This window comes from Pseudoalteromonas sp. TAE79, assembly GCF_000498015.1.
GTDB lineage: Bacteria > Pseudomonadota > Gammaproteobacteria > Enterobacterales > Alteromonadaceae > Pseudoalteromonas.
Map to the genome: position 1 here is coordinate 1 of NZ_AUTL01000292.1, position 22,085 is coordinate 22,085.

General features: G+C 39.4%; 19 protein-coding genes. 8 read left to right on the forward strand and 11 right to left on the reverse strand.

Translation table 11 applies throughout. The features are described 5' to 3' along the window. Nucleotides 1-94 precede the first annotated feature (94 nt). Entirely contained in the window at nt 95-1,417 is a 1,323-nt protein-coding gene (locus tag L655_RS0124180) for an IS4 family transposase (RefSeq protein WP_198925100.1), read from the forward strand. 50 nt (nt 1,418-1,467) lie between these two features. Here the strand turns inward: L655_RS0124180 and L655_RS0124185 are convergent, their stop codons facing one another. After that, nucleotides 1,468-2,475 carry a rhodanese-related sulfurtransferase gene (locus L655_RS0124185; protein WP_002961191.1) on the reverse strand — a complete coding sequence of 336 codons (1,008 nt, stop codon included), beginning with the start codon at nt 2,473-2,475 and terminating at the stop codon, nt 1,468-1,470. A 208-nt stretch (nt 2,476-2,683) separates the two neighbouring features. Here L655_RS0124185 and L655_RS0124190 point away from each other — a divergent pair, with 208 nt between their 5' ends. After that, on the forward strand, nt 2,684-4,012 hold the full coding sequence (locus tag L655_RS0124190; protein ID WP_024595714.1) for a DEAD/DEAH box helicase: 1,329 nt from the start codon (nt 2,684-2,686) through the stop codon (nt 4,010-4,012). Nucleotides 4,013-4,014: 2 nt separating this feature from the next. After that, nucleotides 4,015-4,848, forward strand: a complete 834-nt coding sequence (locus tag L655_RS0124195; RefSeq protein WP_002961188.1) for a S1-like domain-containing RNA-binding protein — start codon at nt 4,015-4,017, stop codon at nt 4,846-4,848. A gap of 39 nt (nt 4,849-4,887) precedes the next feature. Here the strand turns inward: L655_RS0124195 and L655_RS0124200 are convergent, their stop codons facing one another. The 10 genes from L655_RS0124200 to gyrA form a co-directional block, all read right to left on the reverse strand. Then, nucleotides 4,888-5,262, reverse strand: a complete 375-nt coding sequence (locus tag L655_RS0124200) for a hypothetical protein (protein WP_024606545.1) — start codon at nt 5,260-5,262, stop codon at nt 4,888-4,890. A 93-nt stretch (nt 5,263-5,355) separates the two neighbouring features. Then, complete coding sequence (gene pyrF / locus L655_RS0124205) at nt 5,356-6,060, reverse strand: orotidine-5'-phosphate decarboxylase (RefSeq protein ID WP_002961184.1); 705 nt, start codon at nt 6,058-6,060, stop codon at nt 5,356-5,358. 44 nt (nt 6,061-6,104) lie between these two features. Next, nucleotides 6,105-7,241, reverse strand: a complete 1,137-nt coding sequence (lapB, locus tag L655_RS0124210; protein WP_002961182.1) for a lipopolysaccharide assembly protein LapB — start codon at nt 7,239-7,241, stop codon at nt 6,105-6,107. A gap of 2 nt (nt 7,242-7,243) precedes the next feature. Continuing rightward, on the reverse strand, nt 7,244-7,525 hold the full coding sequence (locus L655_RS0124215) for a LapA family protein (protein ID WP_024606546.1): 282 nt from the start codon (nt 7,523-7,525) through the stop codon (nt 7,244-7,246). Nucleotides 7,526-7,546: 21 nt separating this feature from the next. After that, on the reverse strand, nt 7,547-7,834 hold the full coding sequence (gene ihfB / locus L655_RS0124220; RefSeq protein WP_002961178.1) for an integration host factor subunit beta: 288 nt from the start codon (nt 7,832-7,834) through the stop codon (nt 7,547-7,549). Nucleotides 7,835-7,901: 67 nt separating this feature from the next. After that, a complete protein-coding gene (gene rpsA / locus L655_RS0124225; RefSeq protein WP_002961176.1) occupies nt 7,902-9,569 on the reverse strand; it encodes a 30S ribosomal protein S1 in 1,668 nt (555 codons plus the stop codon). A 95-nt stretch (nt 9,570-9,664) separates the two neighbouring features. Continuing rightward, nucleotides 9,665-10,375: a (d)CMP kinase gene (cmk, locus tag L655_RS0124230; protein WP_024606547.1), complete on the reverse strand. Its 711-nt coding sequence runs from the start codon at nt 10,373-10,375 to the stop codon at nt 9,665-9,667. Nucleotides 10,376-10,481: 106 nt separating this feature from the next. Continuing rightward, nucleotides 10,482-11,759 carry a 3-phosphoshikimate 1-carboxyvinyltransferase gene (gene aroA, locus L655_RS0124235; protein ID WP_024606548.1) on the reverse strand — a complete coding sequence of 426 codons (1,278 nt, stop codon included), beginning with the start codon at nt 11,757-11,759 and terminating at the stop codon, nt 10,482-10,484. After that, nucleotides 11,759-12,841 (reverse strand): 3-phosphoserine/phosphohydroxythreonine transaminase, encoded by a 1,083-nt coding sequence (gene serC / locus L655_RS0124240; RefSeq protein ID WP_024606549.1) that lies wholly within the window; start codon nt 12,839-12,841, stop codon nt 11,759-11,761. The genes aroA and serC overlap by 1 nt, the downstream gene beginning before the upstream one ends. 158 nt (nt 12,842-12,999) lie before the next feature. Next, nucleotides 13,000-15,699, reverse strand: a complete 2,700-nt coding sequence (gyrA, locus tag L655_RS0124245; RefSeq protein WP_024606550.1) for a DNA topoisomerase (ATP-hydrolyzing) subunit A — start codon at nt 15,697-15,699, stop codon at nt 13,000-13,002. Nucleotides 15,700-15,875: 176 nt separating this feature from the next. On the opposite strand from gyrA, the gene ubiG reads away from it, so the two are divergent. The 5 genes from ubiG (at nt 15,876) to yfaE (ending at nt 22,081) form a co-directional block, all read left to right on the forward strand. Beyond that, complete coding sequence (ubiG, locus tag L655_RS0124250) at nt 15,876-16,586, forward strand: bifunctional 2-polyprenyl-6-hydroxyphenol methylase/3-demethylubiquinol 3-O-methyltransferase UbiG (protein ID WP_024597262.1); 711 nt, start codon at nt 15,876-15,878, stop codon at nt 16,584-16,586. Next, nucleotides 16,586-17,266: an HAD-IA family hydrolase gene (locus L655_RS0124255; RefSeq protein WP_024606551.1), complete on the forward strand. Its 681-nt coding sequence runs from the start codon at nt 16,586-16,588 to the stop codon at nt 17,264-17,266. The genes ubiG and L655_RS0124255 overlap by 1 nt, the downstream gene beginning before the upstream one ends. Nucleotides 17,267-18,330: 1,064 nt before the next feature. Then, nucleotides 18,331-20,613 (forward strand): class 1a ribonucleoside-diphosphate reductase subunit alpha, encoded by a 2,283-nt coding sequence (nrdA, locus tag L655_RS0124260; RefSeq protein ID WP_002961160.1) that lies wholly within the window; start codon nt 18,331-18,333, stop codon nt 20,611-20,613. Between the two features lie 65 nt (nt 20,614-20,678). Continuing rightward, nucleotides 20,679-21,809, forward strand: a complete 1,131-nt coding sequence (gene nrdB / locus L655_RS0124265) for a class Ia ribonucleoside-diphosphate reductase subunit beta (protein WP_002961159.1) — start codon at nt 20,679-20,681, stop codon at nt 21,807-21,809. Further along, nucleotides 21,809-22,081, forward strand: coding sequence for a class I ribonucleotide reductase maintenance protein YfaE (gene yfaE / locus L655_RS0124270; protein ID WP_007583035.1), 273 nt, complete (start codon nt 21,809-21,811; stop codon nt 22,079-22,081). Before nrdB ends, yfaE begins: the two co-directional genes overlap by 1 nt. Nucleotides 22,082-22,085 lie beyond the last annotated feature (4 nt).

Genomic DNA, 22,085 nt, shown 5'->3' on the forward strand with positions numbered 1-22,085 from the left:
TAATGCCGATCAGTTAAGAAAATGACCGGTTGACCGATCCAAACGATCATGCAAAATCCGTAGTTAGGAAACTAACTACGGATTTTTTGTGAATATAGAACAAGCACTGCAAGCAACACTTGAAGAAAGCAGCCGATACCATACCTTTGAAAAATTATCAGAAATTCTTGACCCTGAAATCATTGAACAAGGTTTTCAACAAGCAGGGATTGCAACCGTTCGTAAGCGAAGATTACCGCTTGAAGCCGTTTTGTGGTCAGTTATTGGCATGGCATTGTTTCGAAAAGAATCAGTTTGGAATATCGCTAATAAGCTAGATATCATGTTACCTGGCAAGAACCCACTCGTTGCTCCAAGTGCGATGGTACAGGCGAGACAAAGGTTAGGTGATGATTCCGTTAAACACGTTTTCAATAAATCTGCTCAATCAATGTATAAGCAACAGTCATTCGAAACATGGAATGGTTTGAACCTATTAGCTGTTGACGGTGTTGTGTGGCGAACAGCCGACACGCCTGATAATCGTAAAGCCTTCTCTTCAGGTAGCAACCAATACGGTGATACAGCCTTTCCTCAAATACGCATGGTCTGTCATATGGAATTGACCAGCCATCAACTTCTCAGTAGCGAGTTTGATAACTATAAAACCAACGAGATGAAATTAGCTGAGCGTTTAATTGAACGTACACCAGATAATTCACTGACTATGTTTGATAAAGGATATTATTCTTTAGGCCTGTTAAACCGTTGGCACCAAACTGGGGAGATGAGGCACTGGTTGATACCAGCAAGGCCCGACTTACAGTATGAAATCATCTCCAGCGCGGGTAAAAATGACCATATCATTGAATTGAAAACAACAAAGCATGCACAAAAAAACTTTCCCGATGTTCCTGAAACGATTAAAGCGAGATTAATCAGCAAAACAATAAAGGGCAAAAGCTACCGTATATTAACCTCGATGACGGATAGATTGCGTTATCCAGGTAATGAAATTGTTGAATTATATTGTCATCGTTGGGAGATAGAACTTGGGTTTAGAGAAATCAAACAAACCATGCTTGATAGCGCATACCATTTAAGAAGTAAGCGTCCAGACATGGTGCGTCAGGAGCTATGGGCCGTGTTACTCGCCTATAATTTAATACGAAGAATAATGACGATGGCGGCGACAGTCACAGGGATATGGCCTAACCAGCTTAGTTTCTCTAGCAGTTCGATGGCTGTCATTCAGTATTTCTCGTCAGTATCTATAATGAGCCCAGGGAACATTCCAATACACTGGCAGCACTTACTCGATACACTGGTCTTATTTAAGCTTCCAGCTAGACGAGAAGATAGAAGATATCCCCGATGGGTTAAGCCAAAACCATCTAAGTATCCCCATAAAAAGAAAGATGCCAGTCAGCTTAACTGACTGGCATTAGCCTAAATAGACTCTTTAAATGTAATACTTATTGTATAAATTTATTTACCGCGCTGAGCGTCTTTTTGGGCTTTTTTAGCTTCTTTACGTTGCTGTAAAACAGCTTGTGCTTCATTACCAATATGGCCTTCACCACGCGCTTGCGCTAATTCTATTTGCTTTTGGCGCTCTGCAAAACGTGCGCGTTGTTCATCCGTAACTTCTTCAATACAATGATGACAAGATACACCTTCCATGTATTCAGGCTTTAACTTTTCGTCTTCTGTAATTGGCATACGGCACGCGTGGCATTGATCATAAGAGCCCTTTTGTAAGTCGTGATCAACCGCAACGCGATTATCAAATACAAAACATTCTCCTTCCCACATGGTTTCTTCTTTTGGCACTTCTTCTAGATATTTTAAAATGCCGCCTTCAAGATGATAAACTTCGTCAAAACCTTGCTCTTTCATGTAGGCCGTCGATTTTTCGCAGCGGATACCACCTGTACAAAACATCGCTACTTTTTTATGTTTTTCAGGGTCTAAGTTTTCTTTAGCCCACTGTGGAAATTCGCGAAAAGTTTTAGTATTTGGATCGACTGCATTTTGAAATGTACCAATTTCAATTTCGTAATCATTACGTGTATCAATTAAAATTACTTCTGGGTCAGATATAAGTGCGTTCCACTCATTTGGCTTTACATAGCTACCCACAACTTTAAGCGGATCTACGCCTTCAACGCCCATCGTTACAATTTCTTTTTTTAGTTTTACTTTAGTGCGGTAAAACGGGCATTCATCATCGTAAGATTCTTTTGTTACGATGTTTTTTAAATTTGGTTGCTCATCAAGCCATGCTAATAAGTTGTCTATCCCTTCACGTTTTGCAGAAACAGTGCCGTTTATACCTTCGGCAGCGAGTAGTAAAGTACCGCGTACTTCATTTGCTTCCATCACTTCAAGCAACGGCTTACGGATAGCTTCAAATTCAGGTAAACCAACAAATTTATACAGCGCACATACTACAAAGTGATCGCCCGTTACATTATCTTTATGAACAACAGTCATTATATTTCCTATTTTGCCTTATTAGCCAGTATTGGCGTTTACCGAATCGTAAATCCGGCGCATATGGGGCGCGTATTTTACGCTTTTTTAGTTTAATTGCAAAAAATAGCGCTATAGATTGGTTTTTACTGTTAGCGACCTAGCTGTGTAAGCTATAATGCGCTGATAAATTTATAGACTTAATTTGCTCATTTTGGAGAAACACACATTGCAGTTTACTGATCTTGGGATTGATACACGCCTTGAAACACAACTAGCACATCAAGGGATCACCCAGCCCACCGATATTCAAGCGCATGCAGTGCCTACCGCACTTGCAGGGCATGACATTTTCGCTCAGTCTAAAACTGGGTCGGGCAAAACCTTGGCGTTTTTATTACCTGCTGTACAAAGGGTTATGAAACAAAAAGCACTCAGTAAACGCGATCCTCGTGTACTTATTGTTGCTCCTACTCGTGAGCTTGCTACGCAAGTATTTACTCAGCTGCGTTTATTAATTGCAGGCACAGCCATTAAGGCCGTAAAAATACTTGGTGGCGAAAACTTTAATGACCAAATAAAAGCACTTAGAAACGACCCACAATTCGTAGTTGCTACACCAGGGCGTTTAGCTGATCACATTACAAAACGTTCATTACAATTGAGTGGACTAGAACTGCTTATTTTTGATGAAGCCGATCGTATTTTAGATTTAGGCTTTACCGAGCAGTTAAAAATGATTAACGAGCAAGCTAATCACCGTTTACGTCAAACGTTATTGTTTTCTGCAACACTTGACCATGCTCAAGTAGATGCTCTATCACGTAACCTATTAAAAAAACCAAAGCAAATTACGCTAAGTGCAGCGAACGAGCAACATAGCGATATTAAACAAACTTTATATCTAGCCGATCACCTTGATCATAAAGAAGCGCTATTAGAGCACTTTTTGAATCAAGATGATGTTGGTCAATGCATTATCTTCACAGCAACACGTTCTGACACGAGTCGCTTGAGTGAAGCGCTTAATGCTAAAGGCTTCAAGTCTGTAGCGCTTGCTGGTGATTTAACACAAAATAAACGTTTAGATATAATGGATTCGTTTAGTCGCGAAAACTTTAAAATATTGATTACCACCGACGTTGCATCTCGTGGTTTAGATTTGTTAAGCGTAACGCACGTTATTAACTTTGATTTACCAAAACACGCTGAAGAGTATGTACACCGCATAGGTCGTACAGGACGTGCTGGCTTTAAAGGAAATGCAATTTCATTAGTTGGCCCAAAAGATTGGGCAAGTTATTTAGCTATTAAAGCATTTTTAAATGACGAATTAAAATTTGCGAGCGTAGAGAGCTTAAAAGCTAAGTTTAAAGGCTTAAAAGAGAAAAAGCCTGAGGCAACGTGGGATAAATCTAAAGAAAAATCCGCCGCTGTTAAAAAGCCTGTATTTAAACGCAAAGCCAAAGCTAAAAAGCCAACAGCACCTATTAAAGCACCAATGAACATTGATGGCGATACACCAATGCGCCGTAAAAAAAAGACTGAGCAGGAATAATTATGAGTTACCTAGGAACCACACAAACATTATTTGTAAAAGAAGTGAGTAACGAAGGTGCTTACTTAGACGGCCATGATTTAGGTGAAGTATTTTTACCAAAACAAGAAATAAAACATGAGCTTGAAGCGGGCGATAGTATTAGTGTATTTATCTTTTTAGACAATGCTAATTTAGCCACAGCAACAATAAAGAAACCACATGCTCAAGTTGGCGAGTATGCCCTACTACGCGTTAAAGAAATAAATAGTATTGGGGCATTTTTAGATTGGGGGCTTGAGAAAGATGTGCTTGCACCTTTTAATGAACAAAAGCCACGCATGCAAGAAGGCCATTCTTATTTAGTACGCCTGTACCTTGATAATGCAAGTCAACGTATTTGTGCCTCAAACAATTTTAATCGTTTCTTATCAAAAGATGAGCCGCAATATACTCACTTACAAGAAGTGGATTTAATTGTTGCTGGCAAAACAGATATTGGCTACAAAGTATTAATTGAAGAGTCGCACTTCGGTGTTGTTTTTTACAATATGGTATTTAAAAGCTTATTTGTGGGTCAAAAGCTTAAAGGCTATATTCAAAAAGTACGTGACGACGGAAAAATTGATGTTGTACTAGAAAAGCCAGGTATGGGAAAAGTAAGTGACCTTGGTGAAACTATTATGCAAAAGCTTAAAAACGAAGGCGGTGTTATTCCACTTGGTGATAAGTCTGATCCTGAAGCAATAAAAAAGATGTTTTCTACAAGTAAGGCTAATTATAAAAAAGCAATTGGTGGCTTATTTAAACAAGAGTTAATAGATATTGAAGCGAAATCCATTCGCTTAAGATCTTAATTATAATTGGCTGTAATTACTAATAATACCTGTTTGTAATTAACCTAAAATATATTTATAAGGCAATGTACATTGCGTATATTGCCTTGAATAATCAAGCACTTCAACTTCCGACTCAAGATTGAGCGGCGCCAAACGAAAAACCTTTTTTTCACATTCTGTTTTTTTATCATCAAGCTTTGATATACATTCACTAACGCTTACATGCTGAGATATGAGTGTATCTTCATTTTTGTAACACAGATGATGAGCATAATCTTGCATTGTTTTTTTAAAATCAAACATATCGACTGGGTACGTTGGAATTATATCTGTAACGGTTGTTACACCATCGTATGCTTTATAAGAAAAAACGTACTTATTTACTGAAAAACCCGCAATAACAATTATTATAGAACCAAAAAATAACTTCAAAACAAACCCCTACTACATTTTGATTTTATTAATGTAACATAAAACTCACATAAGGTAAGGGGTTTTAGCACTATATGACTGCTTATTGTTAAATTAAGCTATAGAGTTATTAACATCACTAAGCACTTTTACAGGATTATCTGCTTGAGTAATCGGTCTGCCTATAACTAAATAGTCACTTCCTGAATCTATAGCTTGCTTAGGAGTCATTATACGCTTTTGATCACCCGCATCACTCCCTTCAGGGCGTATACCAGGCGTAACAAGCTTAAAGCTATCACCTAACTCTGTTTTTAAAGCTTTTGCTTCTTGTGCAGAACACACAACACCATCAAGCCCAGCTTCCTTTGCAAGCTTAGCTAAATAGATAACTTGCTCTTGAGCTGATTTATCAACACCTAAACGCTTAAGTTCTGTTTCATCCATACTTGTTAATACAGTCACAGCGATAAGTAATGGCGCTTTGTCACCGAATTGCTCTAGAGCCGATTTAGCTTTACTCATCATTTCAAAGCCACCAGAAGCATGAACGTTTACCATCCACACCCCCATTTTAGCAGCTGCAGTAACCGCTTTAGCTACTGTATTAGGAATATCATGAAATTTTAAATCTAAGAAAACATCAAAACCTAAATCAATTAACTCTTTAACAAATGCAGGTCCAAAATAGGTAAACATTTCTTTGCCGACCTTGAGACGGCAAGTATCAGGAGAAAGTTGTTTAACAAAGTTTAAAGCAACTTCTTGATCATCGTAATCTAATGCAATAAGAATTTTTTTTGAGTGTTCGAAAGACATAACTATCCTAGTGAATGGCAGTAAAGTTATTAATTATGGGGTTATTAAAATCCGTCTAAGCCTCGACTTGGAACAATGGTTTCCCAATGCTTACAAGAAGGGCAGTTCCAATATATGGTGTAGCTTGTAAAACCACAATGCTGGCATTGGAAATCTGGTTTTGTAGCAATATAAGAGGTTACAAGCTTATCAATTTCGTTAAGTACTTCCTTAGTATTTTTATTTTGGTCACCCATTAATTGCAGTAAAAAACTAAAACCACGAATAGTAGGTTGACGTTTTAAGCTATCAGTTAAAAATTCAAAGGCTTGCTTGGTGTGACCTTGCTCAAGTAATGCTTGGCAATGCTTTATTTTAATTAATACACCGCCCTTCTCTAACAAGTCACTGACTAACTCGTGAAATTGATGCGTCAAATTCAATTGTTTATAACTGTGTGCCAGCTCATCAATAAACAACGGAGCAAACAAGGTAAATTGAGAGACAAGTTCACGCCAGTAATAAATAGCTTTAACGTAATCTTCTTTTGCGTAAGCAACTAACCCTAACTCGTAAAGCGGACGCACGGCTTTATAATTTAAGCTAATCGCTTTTCTCATTAGTTGGGGTGTATTGTCACTTAAAGCTGACTCACAATAAAAATTAGCAATTGCTTTAAATTGCTGTTCTTTTGAAAATAGTTCGCTATGGGCTTCAAACATGTTGATGCCTTTTTCCCACTCACGGGTTTGCGAATATAAAGTGATAATAGGGTCCAGCGCTTCTACATGCCCTGCTTTAACTAGCCAAACTAAGTGCTCTTCCGCACTATCTAGTAGTCCGGCCATTATATAATCTTCGGCTAATTCTAAACGGCTAGTTGCAGCTTGTTGTTCATTTAAGCTTGGGTGTTTTAATAGAAGTTCGTGAATTTTTATTGCGCGGTCTAATTCACCTCTACGGCGAAACATGGTGGCAAGTGTAGAATAGTGTTCAACCGAGTCGGCTGAAACTTCAAGTAAGTTGATTAAATGCTCTAAGCCTTGATCTTCTTCTCTATCGAGTAGAAATTTTAAGCCTTTGCTATATTCAGAAGTGATCTGACGATTAAGTTGATGAGCTTGGTTTTTAGCACTGTTTTTACCCATAATCCAACCGTAACCAGCGGCAACAGGTAATAGTAAAAACAAAAGCTCAATCATAGTTAGGTGTCTTTATTCGCGGCAAGCTTTTTTTTATCTTTTTCAGGCGCTAATTGCTTTTTTAAGCGGTAGTTTTGCCACTTTAATCGCGAAAACAATTTAAAGCTAATAAAACAACCAATCAAAACACCTAATAAAAAGCAGATACTTATTATTACAGCTAAAGGTAGCGTATTACTGGCTATAATGTAATTTACTTGTACTAACTGTGGGTTTTGTGACCCTAATACAAATGCACTGATAAAGCATAGTGCAACCAGAATAATTTTTAATACCTTGAACAAGTAACTACTCCACTAAGTTAACTAGGCAATGCTTTCATTCACGCGGTCGCGTAATTCTTTGCCTGGTTTAAAATGAGGTACATGCTTTCCTTCAAGCTCAACTGTATCGCCAGTCTTAGGATTACGACCTGTGCGAGGAGCGCGGAAATGCAAAGAGAAACTACCAAAACCTCTGATCTCAATACGATCTGAAGTAGATAATGAGCCGGCCATTTGTTCAAGAATTTCTTTTACAGCATTCTCAACATCTTTCACTGGAACGTGTGCGTGTTGTTCCGCAAGTATTTCTATCAATTCTGACTTAGTCATAGCGTTTCCTTAAAAAGAGATATAGGAAGGGCAAAAAATGCCCTTCCAACTAAAAACTAATTATATATTAGTCTTTTTGTGCATTTGCGAAAGCAGCTGCCATTGCGTTTTCAAACACTGGCTCTTCTTTCTTAAGCTTCTCTAGTACTTCTTTCTCTTCTGCTTCGAAAAGAGCTTTTACAGATAAGCTTAAAGTGCGGTTCTTACGATCAACACCAACGTATTTAACTTCAATCTCGTCGCCTACAGAAACAACAGTAGTTGCATCTTCAACGCGCTCTTGAGCGATATCAGCTACACGGATGTAACCTTCAACGCCTTCGATAAGTTCAACAGTTGCGCCTTTCGCATCAACTTCAGTCACTTTACCTTTAACAATAGCACCTTTTTTGTTTGCATCAAGGTAGTTATTGAATGGGTCAGCTTCGATTTGCTTAACACCTAGAGAGATACGTTCACGCTCTGGGTCAACTTGCAATACGATAGCAGTGATTTCGTCGCCTTTCTTGAATTCACGTACAGCTTCTTCGCCAGGTGTATTCCAAGAAATGTCTGAAAGGTGTACAAGACCGTCAATACCACCGTCAAGACCGATAAAGATACCGAAGTCAGTGATTGATTTGATCTTACCAGTAACTTGATCGCCTTTGTTTTGTAGACGAGCAAATTCCTGCCAAGGATTAGCAATACATTGCTTAAGACCAAGAGAAATACGACGACGTTCTTCGTCAATTTCTAAAACCATAACTTCAACAGTGTCGCCAAGGCTTACAACTTTTGAAGGATGGATGTTCTTGTTAGTCCAATCCATTTCAGAAACGTGTACTAAACCTTCAACGCCTTCTTCGATTTCCACGAAACAGCCGTAATCTGTAAGGTTAGTAACACGACCAGAAAGTTTAGAACCTTCTGGGTAACGACCAGCGATAGCTGCCCATGGATCTTCACCAAGCTGTTTAAGGCCTAGAGAAACACGAGTTTTATCTTTGTCGAATTTTAGAACTTTAACTGCGATTTCGTCGCCAACATTAACGATTTCTGAAGGGTGCTTAACACGCTTCCAAGCCATATCAGTAATGTGTAGTAGACCATCAACACCACCAAGGTCAACGAATGCACCGTAGTCAGTAAGGTTCTTAACGATACCTTTAACTTCTTGGCCTTCAACAAGGTTAGCAAGAAGCTCTTCACGTTCTTGTGAGTTTTCAGATTCGATAACTGCACGACGTGAAACAACAACGTTGTTACGTTTTTGGTCAAGCTTGATTACTTTAAACTCAAGCTCTTTGCCTTCAAGGTGAGTTGTGTCACGTACTGGACGAACATCAACAAGTGAACCAGGTAGGAAAGCACGGATTGAATCAACTTCAACTGTGAAACCGCCTTTAACTTTACCGTTGATAACACCAGTAACAGTCTCTTGCTCTTCACATGCTTTCTCAAGACGGATCCATGCTTCGTGACGCTTAGCTTTCTCACGAGAAAGGATAGTTTCACCGAAACCGTCTTCAATTGCATCTAGTGCAACATCTACTTCGTCGCCTACAGCAACTTCTAGTTCACCAGCAGCATTTTTGAACTGCTCTGCAGGGATAGCACTTTCTGATTTAAGACCAGCATCTACAAGTACAATGTTATTCTCGATAGAGATTACTGTACCTTTAACGATAGAGCCTTGCTCTGCTTCAAAACCCTTTAAGCTTTCTTCAAATAACTGCGCAAAATTTTCTGACATACGAATATACGTCTCATATATTAATACCAATAAGCAACCATGCTGCATGGGGTTGTTAAAATAGCACTGGCATCCTGCTGGCGCATAAAATGTGTTTAGCTTCGTTTAGGAAGCTTACCTTCAGAGATAGCAATATCCAATAAAGTTATTACCTTATCAAACACTTGCTGTGCATTAAGATCGCTAGTATCGATCTCAATAGCATCCTCTGCAGGTACAAGCGGAGCAACGGTGCGATTCATATCGCGCTCGTCACGAGCTTGAATGTCCTGTAATAGACCACTTAGTGTAACATCAAGGCCGCGCGTATTCAACTCAACAAAGCGTCTACGAGCACGCTCTTGTGCACTGGCTGTTAAATATATTTTTAACGGCGCATCTTGAAAAACCACAGTGCCCATATCACGGCCATCGGCAATTAAGCCATTTTCAGTGCGAAATGCACGCTGGCGACGTAATAACGCTTCACGAACGCGAGGTAATGCTGCAATTTTTGAAGCCGCAGCGCCTACTTCTTCATTACGAATAGTAGTGGTTACATCTTCGCCTTCTAAAATAACTTTTCCTGCATTAGTTTGACTATCTACCAAAAACTGCACATCTAAATTTGCAGCAAGCGGGACAAGCCCTTCTTCATTGTCTAATGCAATTTGGTGATGAAGTGCAGCTAAAGATAAAACACGATAAATCGCACCGCTATCTAATACATCCCACCCTAACTTGTCGGCTAACAAGCGACAAACAGTTCCTTTACCTGAACCACTTGGGCCATCAACGGTGATCACGGGCATTAATAACGCCTGCATTTAAAACCTCCTGCAATGCACACCTAAATAAACCGCGACATTATACGTCAGTTATTAAAATATATCTGCTATTAGTGTGTAACTTTTGTAATTACTTCTAATTAGCTTATTCACTGACTGACGCTAAAACATTGAAAAATGTAGGAAATGTTTTATAGGTACACTTTGGATCATTAATTGTTATTGGCTTTCCACCAACGGCAACCATTGCAAAACACATGGCTATACGGTGATCGTCGTAAGTATCAACAGCAACATCATTAAATGTTTCAGGTGGGGTGATCTCTATAAAATCTTCACCTTCTACAACCTGTGCGCCTACTTTACGAAGCTCAGTTGCCATTGCATATAAACGGTCTGTCTCTTTTACTCGCCAGTTATAAATGTTACGAATGGCTGTTGGGCCTTTGGCAAAAAGAGCAACAGTTGCAAGAGTCATAGCTGCATCAGGAATTGCATTGGCGTCAATATCCACACCTTTTAGTTCGCCTTTGCGAACAACTAAACGCTCATCATACCAATCAATTTTTGCGCCTACTTGCTCCATTACTTTGGCAAAGCCTATATCACCTTGCACCGACTTGGCACCCACGCCCTTAATTTCAATCTCACCGCCTGCAATTGCAGCCGCAGCAACAAAGTAAGAGGCAGAAGATGCATCGCCTTCAACCATTATGCGATCTAATGATTGATACTGTTGACCACCTTTAACTTTAAAGGTTGCATAATCACTGTGCTCAACATTAACCCCAAAACGTGCCATTACATCAAGTGTAATATCAATATAAGGTTTAGAGACTAAAGTACCTTTAATAGTTATTGTTGTATCACCGTTAAATAATGGCGCTGCCATTAATAGAGCGGTTAAAAATTGACTTGAAATACTGCCGTCAATTTCAACCTCACCGCCTTTTATTTGGCCACCAACAATTTTAAGTGGTGGGTAGTCTTTGTGCTTTGTATAAGTAACATCACCACCCAATGCTTGCAGTGCGTCAACCAAGTGCCCTATCGGGCGCTCTTCCATACGTGGCTCGCCTATTAGCTCGTACTCACCAGCAACGCCAGCAAGTACTGCTGTTAAAGGTCTATAAGCAGTACCCGCATTACCTAAAAACAAGGGCTCAGTCGGTGTATTAAACACACCACTAACACCCTCTACGGTGGCTACAGTGCGTTCATCATTTAAAGTTACATTTACACCTAATAACTTTAAGGCGCCCAGCATATGGCGTATATCGTCACTATCAAGTAAGTTTTCTACAACGGTAGTACCGCTTGCAAGTGCTGCTAATAATAAAATTCTGTTCGATAGACTCTTTGAACCTGGTAGGGTTACTGTGCCATTTACTCTAGAAATAGGTTCTAAACGAAGCTGCTCCATTAGCTGTGCTCCTTTGCAAAAGCAGCCATAAAGTCTACAAGTGCTTGAACACCTTCAATAGGCATTGCGTTATAAATACTTGCGCGCATACCGCCCACAATTCTGTGGCCTTCAAGAGCTAGTAACCCTGCATTTTTAGACTGAGCAACAAACTTATCATTTAAGCTTTCATCATTAAGCCAAAACGGAACATTCATACGTGAACGGCAATGTTTAGCTACTTTATTGGTATAAAAGCTCGATTCATCAATAAAGTCATAAAGTAGCTGCGCTTTAGCAATATTTTGAACTTCCATCGCTTTTACGCCACCATTACTTTCAAGCCATTGAAATACTTCAGCAGCTAAATACCAAGCAAATGTAGGGGGCGTGTTAAACATACTGCCTTGTTTTGCTTCTAATGCGTAATCTAAAATGCCTGGCTTAGGTAAGCCTTCACGCTCAAGTAATGTTTTACGAACAATAACGATTGATATGCCCGACGGGCCGATATTTTTTTGCGCACCAGCGTAAATTAAATCAAATTTATTAACGTCTATTTCGCGTGATAAAATAGTTGACGACATATCAGCAACGATCGGTGCTGTTGGGTGGCTTGGTACATCAAAAATTTCTAAGCCGTCAACCGTTTCGTTAGGGCAATAGTGAATGTAAGATGCATCTTCTGGTAACACCCAATCAGCAACCTGTTTAATAGAAAACTCGCCATTGGCATCATTACGCACATCAATAGAGGTTGCTTGAGTAAACTTGTTGGCCTCGTCTGTTGCACTTTTTGACCACACGCCGTTTTCGCAATAAACCGCAACTTTGTCTTCTTGGTGTAAATTTAATGGCACAGCACTAAACTGACCACGGCCACCACCATGCATAAACAGCACTTCAAATTCATCACTGATATTCATTAGGCGACGAAGGCTGGCTTCACATTTAGCTGTAAGGGCTAAAAACTCTTTGCTACGATGGCTTATTTCCATCACAGACACACCTAAATCTTGCCAATCTAGAAACTCTTTTTGTGCTTTTTTCATAACCGCTTGCGGAAGCATAGCTGGCCCCGCACAAAAATTATATTTACTCATTACCTTTGCCTCATTCCAGTAATTTAACTACTAAGCATGAACGCTCAATACCCACCCACTAAACCTTTGAGTTTTAATGAATGAATATAACTTCACACCCTATTAATTTTTTTCAACAACATTAAAAAAAGCGGCCAAGGCCGCTTTTTCAATATCAATTATTCTGAAGGAGGATTATCATCCGCTACTTCATCAATAACCGTATCTACAGTTTCAACGTCTTCAATATCAATCAAGTCACTTTCTGTAACTTCAATCTCTTCTATACGTTGTAAACCAACTACTTGCTCTTCGTCAATAGTTCTGATCAAAATAACACCTTGGGTGTTACGTCCAACCGTAGAAACTTCATTAACGCGAGTACGTACTAAGGTACCACGATTTGAAATAATCATGATTTCGTCGTTATCATCAACTTGTACAGCGCCAACAACAGCACCGTTACGCTCACTCACCTTGATAGATACAACACCCTGTGTTGCACGGCTCTTAGATGGGTAATCTTCAAGTTGTGTACGCTTACCGTAACCATTTTCAGTTACCGTTAAAATAGCACCGTCAGTTTTTGGTACAATTAACGATACTACGCGTTGATCATCGACCATTTTAATACCACGAACACCTGTAGCAGTACGACCCATTGGGCGAACACCTTTGAAACGAATCTCAGGGTTACCTTCTTCGTCTAATACTGGGTTACCGTTTTCATCAACAACTGTTGTTTCTTCAGCTTCTTTAAAGCGTACAACTTTACCTGCATCAGTGAACAACATAATTTCGTTGCTACCATCGGTAATATCAACACCAATCAAGCTATCGCCATCATTTAAGTTAACAGCAATAATACCGCTTGCACGTTGACGACTGTAAGCCGTTAATGGTGTTTTCTTAACTGTACCAAATGCTGTTGCCATAAAGATGTATTTATCTTCTGCGTACTCGCGTACTGGCAATATAGCAGTAATACGTTCATCAGCTTCAAGTGGTAACAAGTTAACAATTGGCTTACCGCGCGCTGCACGACTTGCTAGTGGTAACTGATACACTTTAAGCCAATATAAACGACCGGCCGTAGAGAAACACAATATAGTATCGTGTGTATTTGCAACTAAAAGACGTTCGATGAAATCTTCATCTTTCATCTTCGTTGCTGACTTACCTTTACCACCACGACGCTGTGCTTCGTAATCAGACAATGCCTGATACTTCACATAACCTTCGTGAGAAAGCGTTACTACTACGTTTTCTTCAGTAATTAAGTCTTCAAGGCTGATATCGTGAGCAGCTGCATTAATTTCAGTGCGACGCTCATCACCATATTGCTCTTTAATTTCAACTAGCTCGTCACGAATAACTTCCATTAAACGCTCAGGAGTTGCCAAAATATAAAGTAGTTCAGCAATTAGTTCTAATAACGCTTGGTATTCGGTCAAGATTTTTTCGTGTTCAAGACCTGTTAGCTTATGTAAACGCAAATCAAGAATTGCTTGAGCTTGTTGCTCAGAGATATAATATTGACCATCGCGAATACCAAGTTCGCTTGCTAACCAATCTGGACGAGCAACATTGTCTTCTCCTGCTTTTTCAAGCATACCTTGTACATTACCTAATTCCCACGGACGCGCTGTTAAAGCAATTTTAGCTTCAGCAGGTGTAGGGGATTTACGAATAAGCTCAATAATTGGGTCAATGTTTGCAAGCGCAATCGCTAAGCCTTCAAGCGTGTGTGCACGGTCACGGGCTTTACGTAAATCAAATACTGTACGACGAGTTACTACTTCACGACGGTGAATAATAAACTCTTCTAACATTTCTTTTAAATTGAAACATTTAGGTTGGTTATTAATTAGCGCAACCATATTCATACCAAACACAGTTTGTAACTGAGTTTGTGAATACAAGTTGTTTAAAATAACTTCGCCTACGTCACCACGTTTAATTTCAATAACGATACGCATACCGTCTTTATCTGATTCATCACGTAGCGCACTAATACCTTCAATTTTCTTATCTTTAACCAGCTCAGCAATTTTTTCAATTAAACGAGCTTTATTAACTTGATAAGGAATTTCGTGAACGATGATTGTTTCACGGCCTGTTTTTTCATCGGTTTCGATGTCGGCGCGTGCACGCATGTACACTTTACCACGGCCAGTTAAGTAGGCTTGTTCAATACCCTTCTTACCGTTGATAATTGCAGCCGTTGGGAAATCAGGACCAGGGATATAATCCATTAACTCTAAAATAGTTAAATCTGGATTTTGAATAAGTGCCAAACAACCATTTACAACTTCAGTTAAGTTATGTGGTGGTATATTTGTAGCCATACCTACTGCAATACCTGACGAACCATTCACTAATAAATTAGGAACTTTCGTTGGTAAAACATCAGGGATGAACTCAGTGCCATCGTAGTTAGGAACGAAATCAACCGTTTCTTTTTCAAGATCGGCTAATAACTCATGCGACATTTTAGCCATACGTACTTCTGTATAACGCATTGCCGCTGCTGAATCACCATCAACCGAACCGAAGTTACCTTGGCCATCTACTAGCATATAACGCAGTGAGAATGGCTGAGCCATACGAACTATCGTGTCATAAACTGCACTGTCGCCGTGTGGGTGGTATTTACCGATTACGTCACCAACCACACGGGCCGATTTTTTGTAAGGCTTGTTCCAGTCATTACTAAGCTCGTTCATTGCAAACAAAACGCGGCGATGAACAGGTTTTAAGCCGTCACGTACGTCTGGTAATGCACGTCCTACAATTACGCTCATTGCGTAATCTAAGTAGGAGTTTTTTAACTCGTCTTCAATATTGACTGGCAGAATTTCATTGGCGAGATCAGTCATTTGATATCACATTCCTTCAGTATCAGCTCTCAACAACCCGGTATTGGGTATTAAGAGTATTGTTATTATTTCTAACAGCCATGCTATCACAATTAATTTTAATTTACAGGCGCAAAACTTTGCGATTTATCAATTTAGCCCTATATAATGGCCTCAGATTGACGAGGAAGTATTTTATGACCGAACATCAAAATGTAGATCACGCAGAAATAGCAAAATTTGAAGCCATCGCCGAGCGTTGGTGGGACCTAGACGGAGAATTCAAACCTCTTCACGAAATTAACCCGTTACGTTTAGACTTTATAGCAAACAAAACGCAAGGCTTATTCGATAAAGAAACACTCGATGTTGGCTGTGGTGGCGGTATTTTAAGCCAAAGCATGGCGCGCATGGGCGCAAAAGTAACTGGCATCGACATGGGGCAAGAGCCTTTAACTGTTGCTAAGTTGCACAGTTTAGAAACTGGTGTAAATGTAGATTACATAAAAGTGCCAGCAGAAGAGTTTGCATCGCAACACCCAGAGCGCTTTGATGTAATAACCTGTATGGAAATGCTTGAGCACGTTCCCGACCCAGCATCTATCATTCATGCCGTAGCTGCACTTGCCAAACCAGGCGCAGACGTGTTTTTTTCAACCCTGAACAAAACACCTAAAGCATATTTATACGCTATTGTTGGTGCTGAAAAGCTTTTAAAAATGGTGCCTGAAGGTACACACGACCATAAAAAGTTTATAAAACCTGCGCAGCTTATTACATGGGCAGAGCAAGCGGGTTTAAAAGTTCGTGCAAGTACAGGCCTTTCTTATAACCCACTATCAAAGCAATATACGCTCAATAGTGACGTTAGCGTAAATTACATACTGTACTTTGAGAAGTTAGCTTAATGGCTAACTCTCAAGCCCCCCTCCCCCTTATTGAGTACGATGCATTTTTATTTGATTTAGACGGCACTCTACTCGACACCGCTGATGATTTAGGTGCGGCTTTAAATGCAGTTCTCATTAATAATAAAGTAGAGCCTGTTAGTAGTGATGTATACCGTCCTGCGGCATCTAACGGCGCAGGCGCATTATTAGAGGCTGGTTTTAAAGAATTATGGGCTAAACAACCCCAAAGCGAGCTTATTAAGCAATTAGTTGACGAATACGCTGCAAACATAGCAAATCACACGCATTGCTTCAGCGGTGTTGAATCGTTGCTTATTGCCCTTGATCAGAAAAAGATCAAATGGGGGATCGTGACTAACAAACCAGGGTTTTTAACCGATCCTTTAGTGGAAGCTATGCCCGCATTAAAAAATGCCAGTGTAGTAATAAGTGGCGACACATTAGCTGAAGCTAAGCCATCCCCATTACCGCTGCTACACTGTGCAAAGCTTATGCAGGTAGAACCAAGCCGTTGTTTATACATTGGTGATGCACAGCGTGACATACAAGCAGGCAAAGCGGCAGGTATGCATACCGCAACGGCACTTTGGGGTTACATCCCAAGTAAAGATGAAGCGATAGCTTGGGAAGCCAATTTTAACTGGCTAAGCCCAATTGATGGTTTTAACCATATATAGTGCTATGTTAATTATTAAACACTATATATTGTGATTGTGTTAGTTTTCACATAAAGCTTGCTGATAAAAAAAGCAGTCAGAATTTTTTTTAAAATGCGTAAATTTAGCAGATCATTAGTTTACTTTTTAAACGCCTTTAGTTAAATGCTCGTTTAAGTGTGAGCGTCTACTAACACAAATACGCTATACCGAAGTTATCCACAAATAGGGGCAATTATGTCCCTTGCAAAACAACTCAGACCACATTAGAGTTTTATTAACACTTTGATGGGATTGATATTTCAATTAAGTGGAGGGGCTAACACCATACTCAAATTTTGAATATGATGTTAGCAAAGACACTTGCTCGAGTTTTAAGAAAGTGCCCAAGTTTGGAAGTTTGAGCGTAACTTATTCTTATATTCTCAGCAAGTGACTAACTCAGATTTAGGATAACTAAAATTGAAGTTCAGTTTATCTATAGAAATATCAGAAAGTGTAATAATAGGTATTTTTAAAATTATTACACTGAGCAGCATGCTCTTTGTATAAATTTAAATGGGCTATCTTTTAGCCCATTTCTATATCTTCCCTCTAATTATGCTTTTTATTTATAAAAGCGTTCAACCATGAACACTAAACAACTCACTTAGATAGTGCACTGAAACCATATATAGTGCCATGTTAATTAATAAACACTATATATTGTGATTGTGTTAGTTTTTACGCAAAGCTTGCTGATAAAAAAAGCAGTCAAAATTTATTTTTAAAATGCGTAAATTTAGCAGATCATTAGTTGATTTTTGCATATTTCAACTTAAATGATTGTTCGAAGGTGAGTGTCTACTAACACAAATACGTTATCCCGAAGTTATCCACAAATAGGGGCAATTATGTCCCTTGCAAAACAACTCAGACCACACTATCTTGTGATCTCTAAATTGAACAACACCAGATATTGTGGCCAAATGTTATTCAATTAAATTCGCAAATATGGCGAAACTTATAATAAATGAGTATATACCTTGCCTCGGCGAGGTATAAAGCATTGGTCAAAATACATAATTCCCAAGGAATACAGGCAAATGAACCAACAGTTATCTGTAAGCAAACGTGACGGGCGTAAAGAGCCTCTTGATCTGGATAAGATCCATCGCGTTATTGAATGGGCCGCCGAAGGTTTAAACAACGTTTCGGTTTCGCAAGTTGAATTAAAGTCACACATTCAGTTTTACGACGGTATTCGTACTAAAGACATTCACGAAACCATCATTAAAGCAGCAGCGGATCAGATTTCAAAAGAATCGCCTGATTACCAATACTTAGCTGCACGTTTAGCTGTATTCCATTTACGTAAAAAAGCGTACGGTCAATTTGAGCCACCACGTTTATTTGACCACGTAACAAAAATGGTTGGCGATAAACGCTACGATGCTCATTTACTAGTAGATTACACAGAGCAAGAGTTAGATGAGCTTGATGCATACCTTGATCATTCTCGCGATCTTAACTTTAGCTACGCTGCTGTAAAGCAACTTGAAGGTAAGTACCTCGTTCAAAACCGTGTATCGGGTGAAATATACGAAAGTGCACAGTTTTTATATATTTTAGTTGCGGCAAGCTTATTTTCAGATTACCCACGTGAAACACGTACTGATTACATTAAACGTTTTTACGATGCAGTATCTTTATTTAAAATATCTCTACCAACGCCAATTATGTCGGGTGTACGTACGCCTACTCGCCAGTTTAGCTCGTGTGTATTAATTGAATGTGGCGACAGCCTTGATTCAATCAATGCAACGTCGTCAGCTATTGTTAAATACGTTTCACAACGTGCGGGAATTGGTATTAATGCAGGTAGAATACGTGCGCTAGGTAGCCATATTCGTAACGGCGAAGCGTATCACACAGGGTGTATCCCTTTTTATAAGCACTTTCAAACAGCGGTTAAAAGTTGTTCACAAGGTGGTGTACGTGGCGGCGCAGCAACATTGTTCTACCCGCTTTGGCATTTAGAAGTAGAGAACCTACTTGTACTTAAAAATAACCGTGGTGTAGATGATAACCGCGTTCGCCACCTAGATTACGGCGTACAGTTTAATAAATTAATGTACTCTCGTTTAATTAAAGATGATTACATTACATTATTTAGCCCATCAGATGTGCCTGGCCTTTATGATGCATTTTTTGAAGACCAAGCTGAGTTTGACGCACTTTACGTTAAATACGAACAAGACGAGTCTATTCGTAAAAAGCGTATTAAAGCCATTGAGCTTTTCTCAATGTTTGCGCAAGAGCGTGCAAGTACTGGTCGTATTTATTTACAAAATGTGGATCACTGTAATACACACAGCCCATTTATTTCTAAAGTTGCGCCAATTCGCCAATCTAACTTATGTTTAGAAATTGCATTGCCAACTAAGCCACTTAATAACGTAAATGACGAAGAAGGCGAAATTGCCCTTTGTACACTTTCTGCGTTTAACTTAGGTGCAATAGAGTCACTTGATGAGCTTGAAGAGCTAGCTGAACTTGCAGTACGCGCACTTGATAACTTACTTGATTTCCAAGACTACCCTGTACCGGCTGCTAAAAATGCAACTATGGGTCGTCGTACACTAGGAATAGGCGTAATTAACTACGCATACTACCTAGCTAAAAACGGTAAACGTTATTCTGATGGCAGCGCTAATGCATTAACACATAAGACCTTTGAAGCTATTCAATATTACTTGATGAAAGCATCAAACGAGCTTGCTAAAGAGCGTGGCGCGTGTCCTAAGTTTAACGAAACAACGTATTCACAAGGTATTATGCCAACAGATACGTATAAACGTGATTTAGATAAAATTTGTGATGAGCCACTTCATCTTGATTGGGATACACTACGTGCAAGTATTAAAGAGCACGGTATGCGTAACTCAACACTAAGTGCGTTAATGCCATCAGAAACATCGTCGCAAATCTCTAACGCAACTAACGGTATTGAGCCACCACGTGGACATATTAGCGTTAAAGCAAGTAAAGACGGTATTTTAAAACAAGTTGTTCCTGAGTATGAGCGTTTAAAAGATCAGTACGAGCTACTATGGGACATTCCATCAAACGATGGTTATCTACAACTTGTTGGCATAATGCAAAAATTTGTTGACCAAACAATTTCTGCAAATACAAATTATGATCCAAACAAGTTCGAAGGCGGTAAAGTACCTATGCAAGTCTTATTAAAAGACTTACTAAGCGCGTACAAACTAGGTGTTAAAACCTTGTATTACCACAATACTCGCGACGGCGCCTCAGATTCACAAGAAGATGCTCCAGAAGTGGAAGATGACGATTGTGAAGGCGGCGCGTGTAAAATTTAACTGCTGATTTTTATTTTAAGCGGGCATTTAGCCCGCTTTTTCTGATAGTTTTTTGAGTGATAAACATGTCTTATACTACTTTTAGCCGAAACCATAATAACCAAATGCAAGAGCCAATGTTTTTTGGCCAAACTGTAAACGTATCTCGTTACGACCAACAAAAATACCCAATTTTTGAAAAGTTAATTGAAAAGCAACTGTCTTTCTTTTGGCGTCCTGAGGAAGTAGATGTAAGTAAAGACCGTTTAGACTTTCAAGCATTACCAGATCACGAAAAGCATATATTTTTAAGCAACTTAAAATACCAAACACTGCTTGATAGTGTACAAGGTCGTTCGCCAAACGTGGCTCTACTTCCAATTGTATCGCTACCAGAGCTTGAAACATGGATAGAAACGTGGGCGTTCAGTGAAACAATTCACAGCCGCTCATACACGCATATTATCCGTAACGTAACACAAGCACCTGAGCTTATTTTTGATGACATTGTTAGCAACGATAAAATTAGCGAACGTGCTGATGCCGTAACTAAATACTACGATGACTTAATTAACTCTGTATCGCTTTACAACTTATACGGTGAAGGCAAACACGAGATTAACGGTAAAACAGTTATCATTAATTTATTTGAGCTTAAAAAGAAACTTTACCTGGCTATGATGTCGGTAAATATTCTTGAAGCGATTCGCTTTTACGTAAGCTTTGCATGTTCGTTTGCATTTGCTGAGCGCGAATTGATGGAAGGTAACGCTAAAATCATCAAGCTAATTGCACGCGATGAAGCACTTCACCTTTCTGGTACTCAGCATATTTTAAACATCATGCAAGACGGTAAAGACGACCCAGAAATGGCGATTGTTGCTGCCCAGTGCCGCGACGAAGCAATTAAAATGTTTGTTGATGCTGCAGAGCAAGAAAAAGAGTGGGCCGAATACTTATTTAAAGATGGTTCGATGATTGGCTTAAATAAACATATTTTATGTCAGTACGTTGAATACATTACCAATGCACGTATGACTGCGATTGGTTTGCCAGCACAGTTTGAAAATAACAGTAACCCTATCCCGTGGATAAACTCGTGGTTAGTGTCTGATAACGTGCAAGTAGCGCCTCAAGAAGCAGAAATTAGCTCATACCTTGTTGGTCAAATAGACTCTCAAGTTGATGCATCAGAATTTGGTGATTTTGATTTATAATGAGTGACAAGTCTACTGCAAGCATAACGCTTGCAGAAAACAGCCAGTGTATAGAATTTACCGCTGGCTGCCCTTCTCTTCTACAGTGCTTAGAATCCATGAAAATAGACGTTGCATTCCAATGCCGCGAAGGTTACTGCGGCGCCTGTAGAGCAACGTTAGTGTCAGGTAGTGTTGAATATAACGAAGAGCCCCTTGCATTTGTGCGCGAAGGCGAAATACTCCTGTGCTGCTGTAAACCCAATGGCAATGTAAGTATTAATTTAAAGTAGTCTA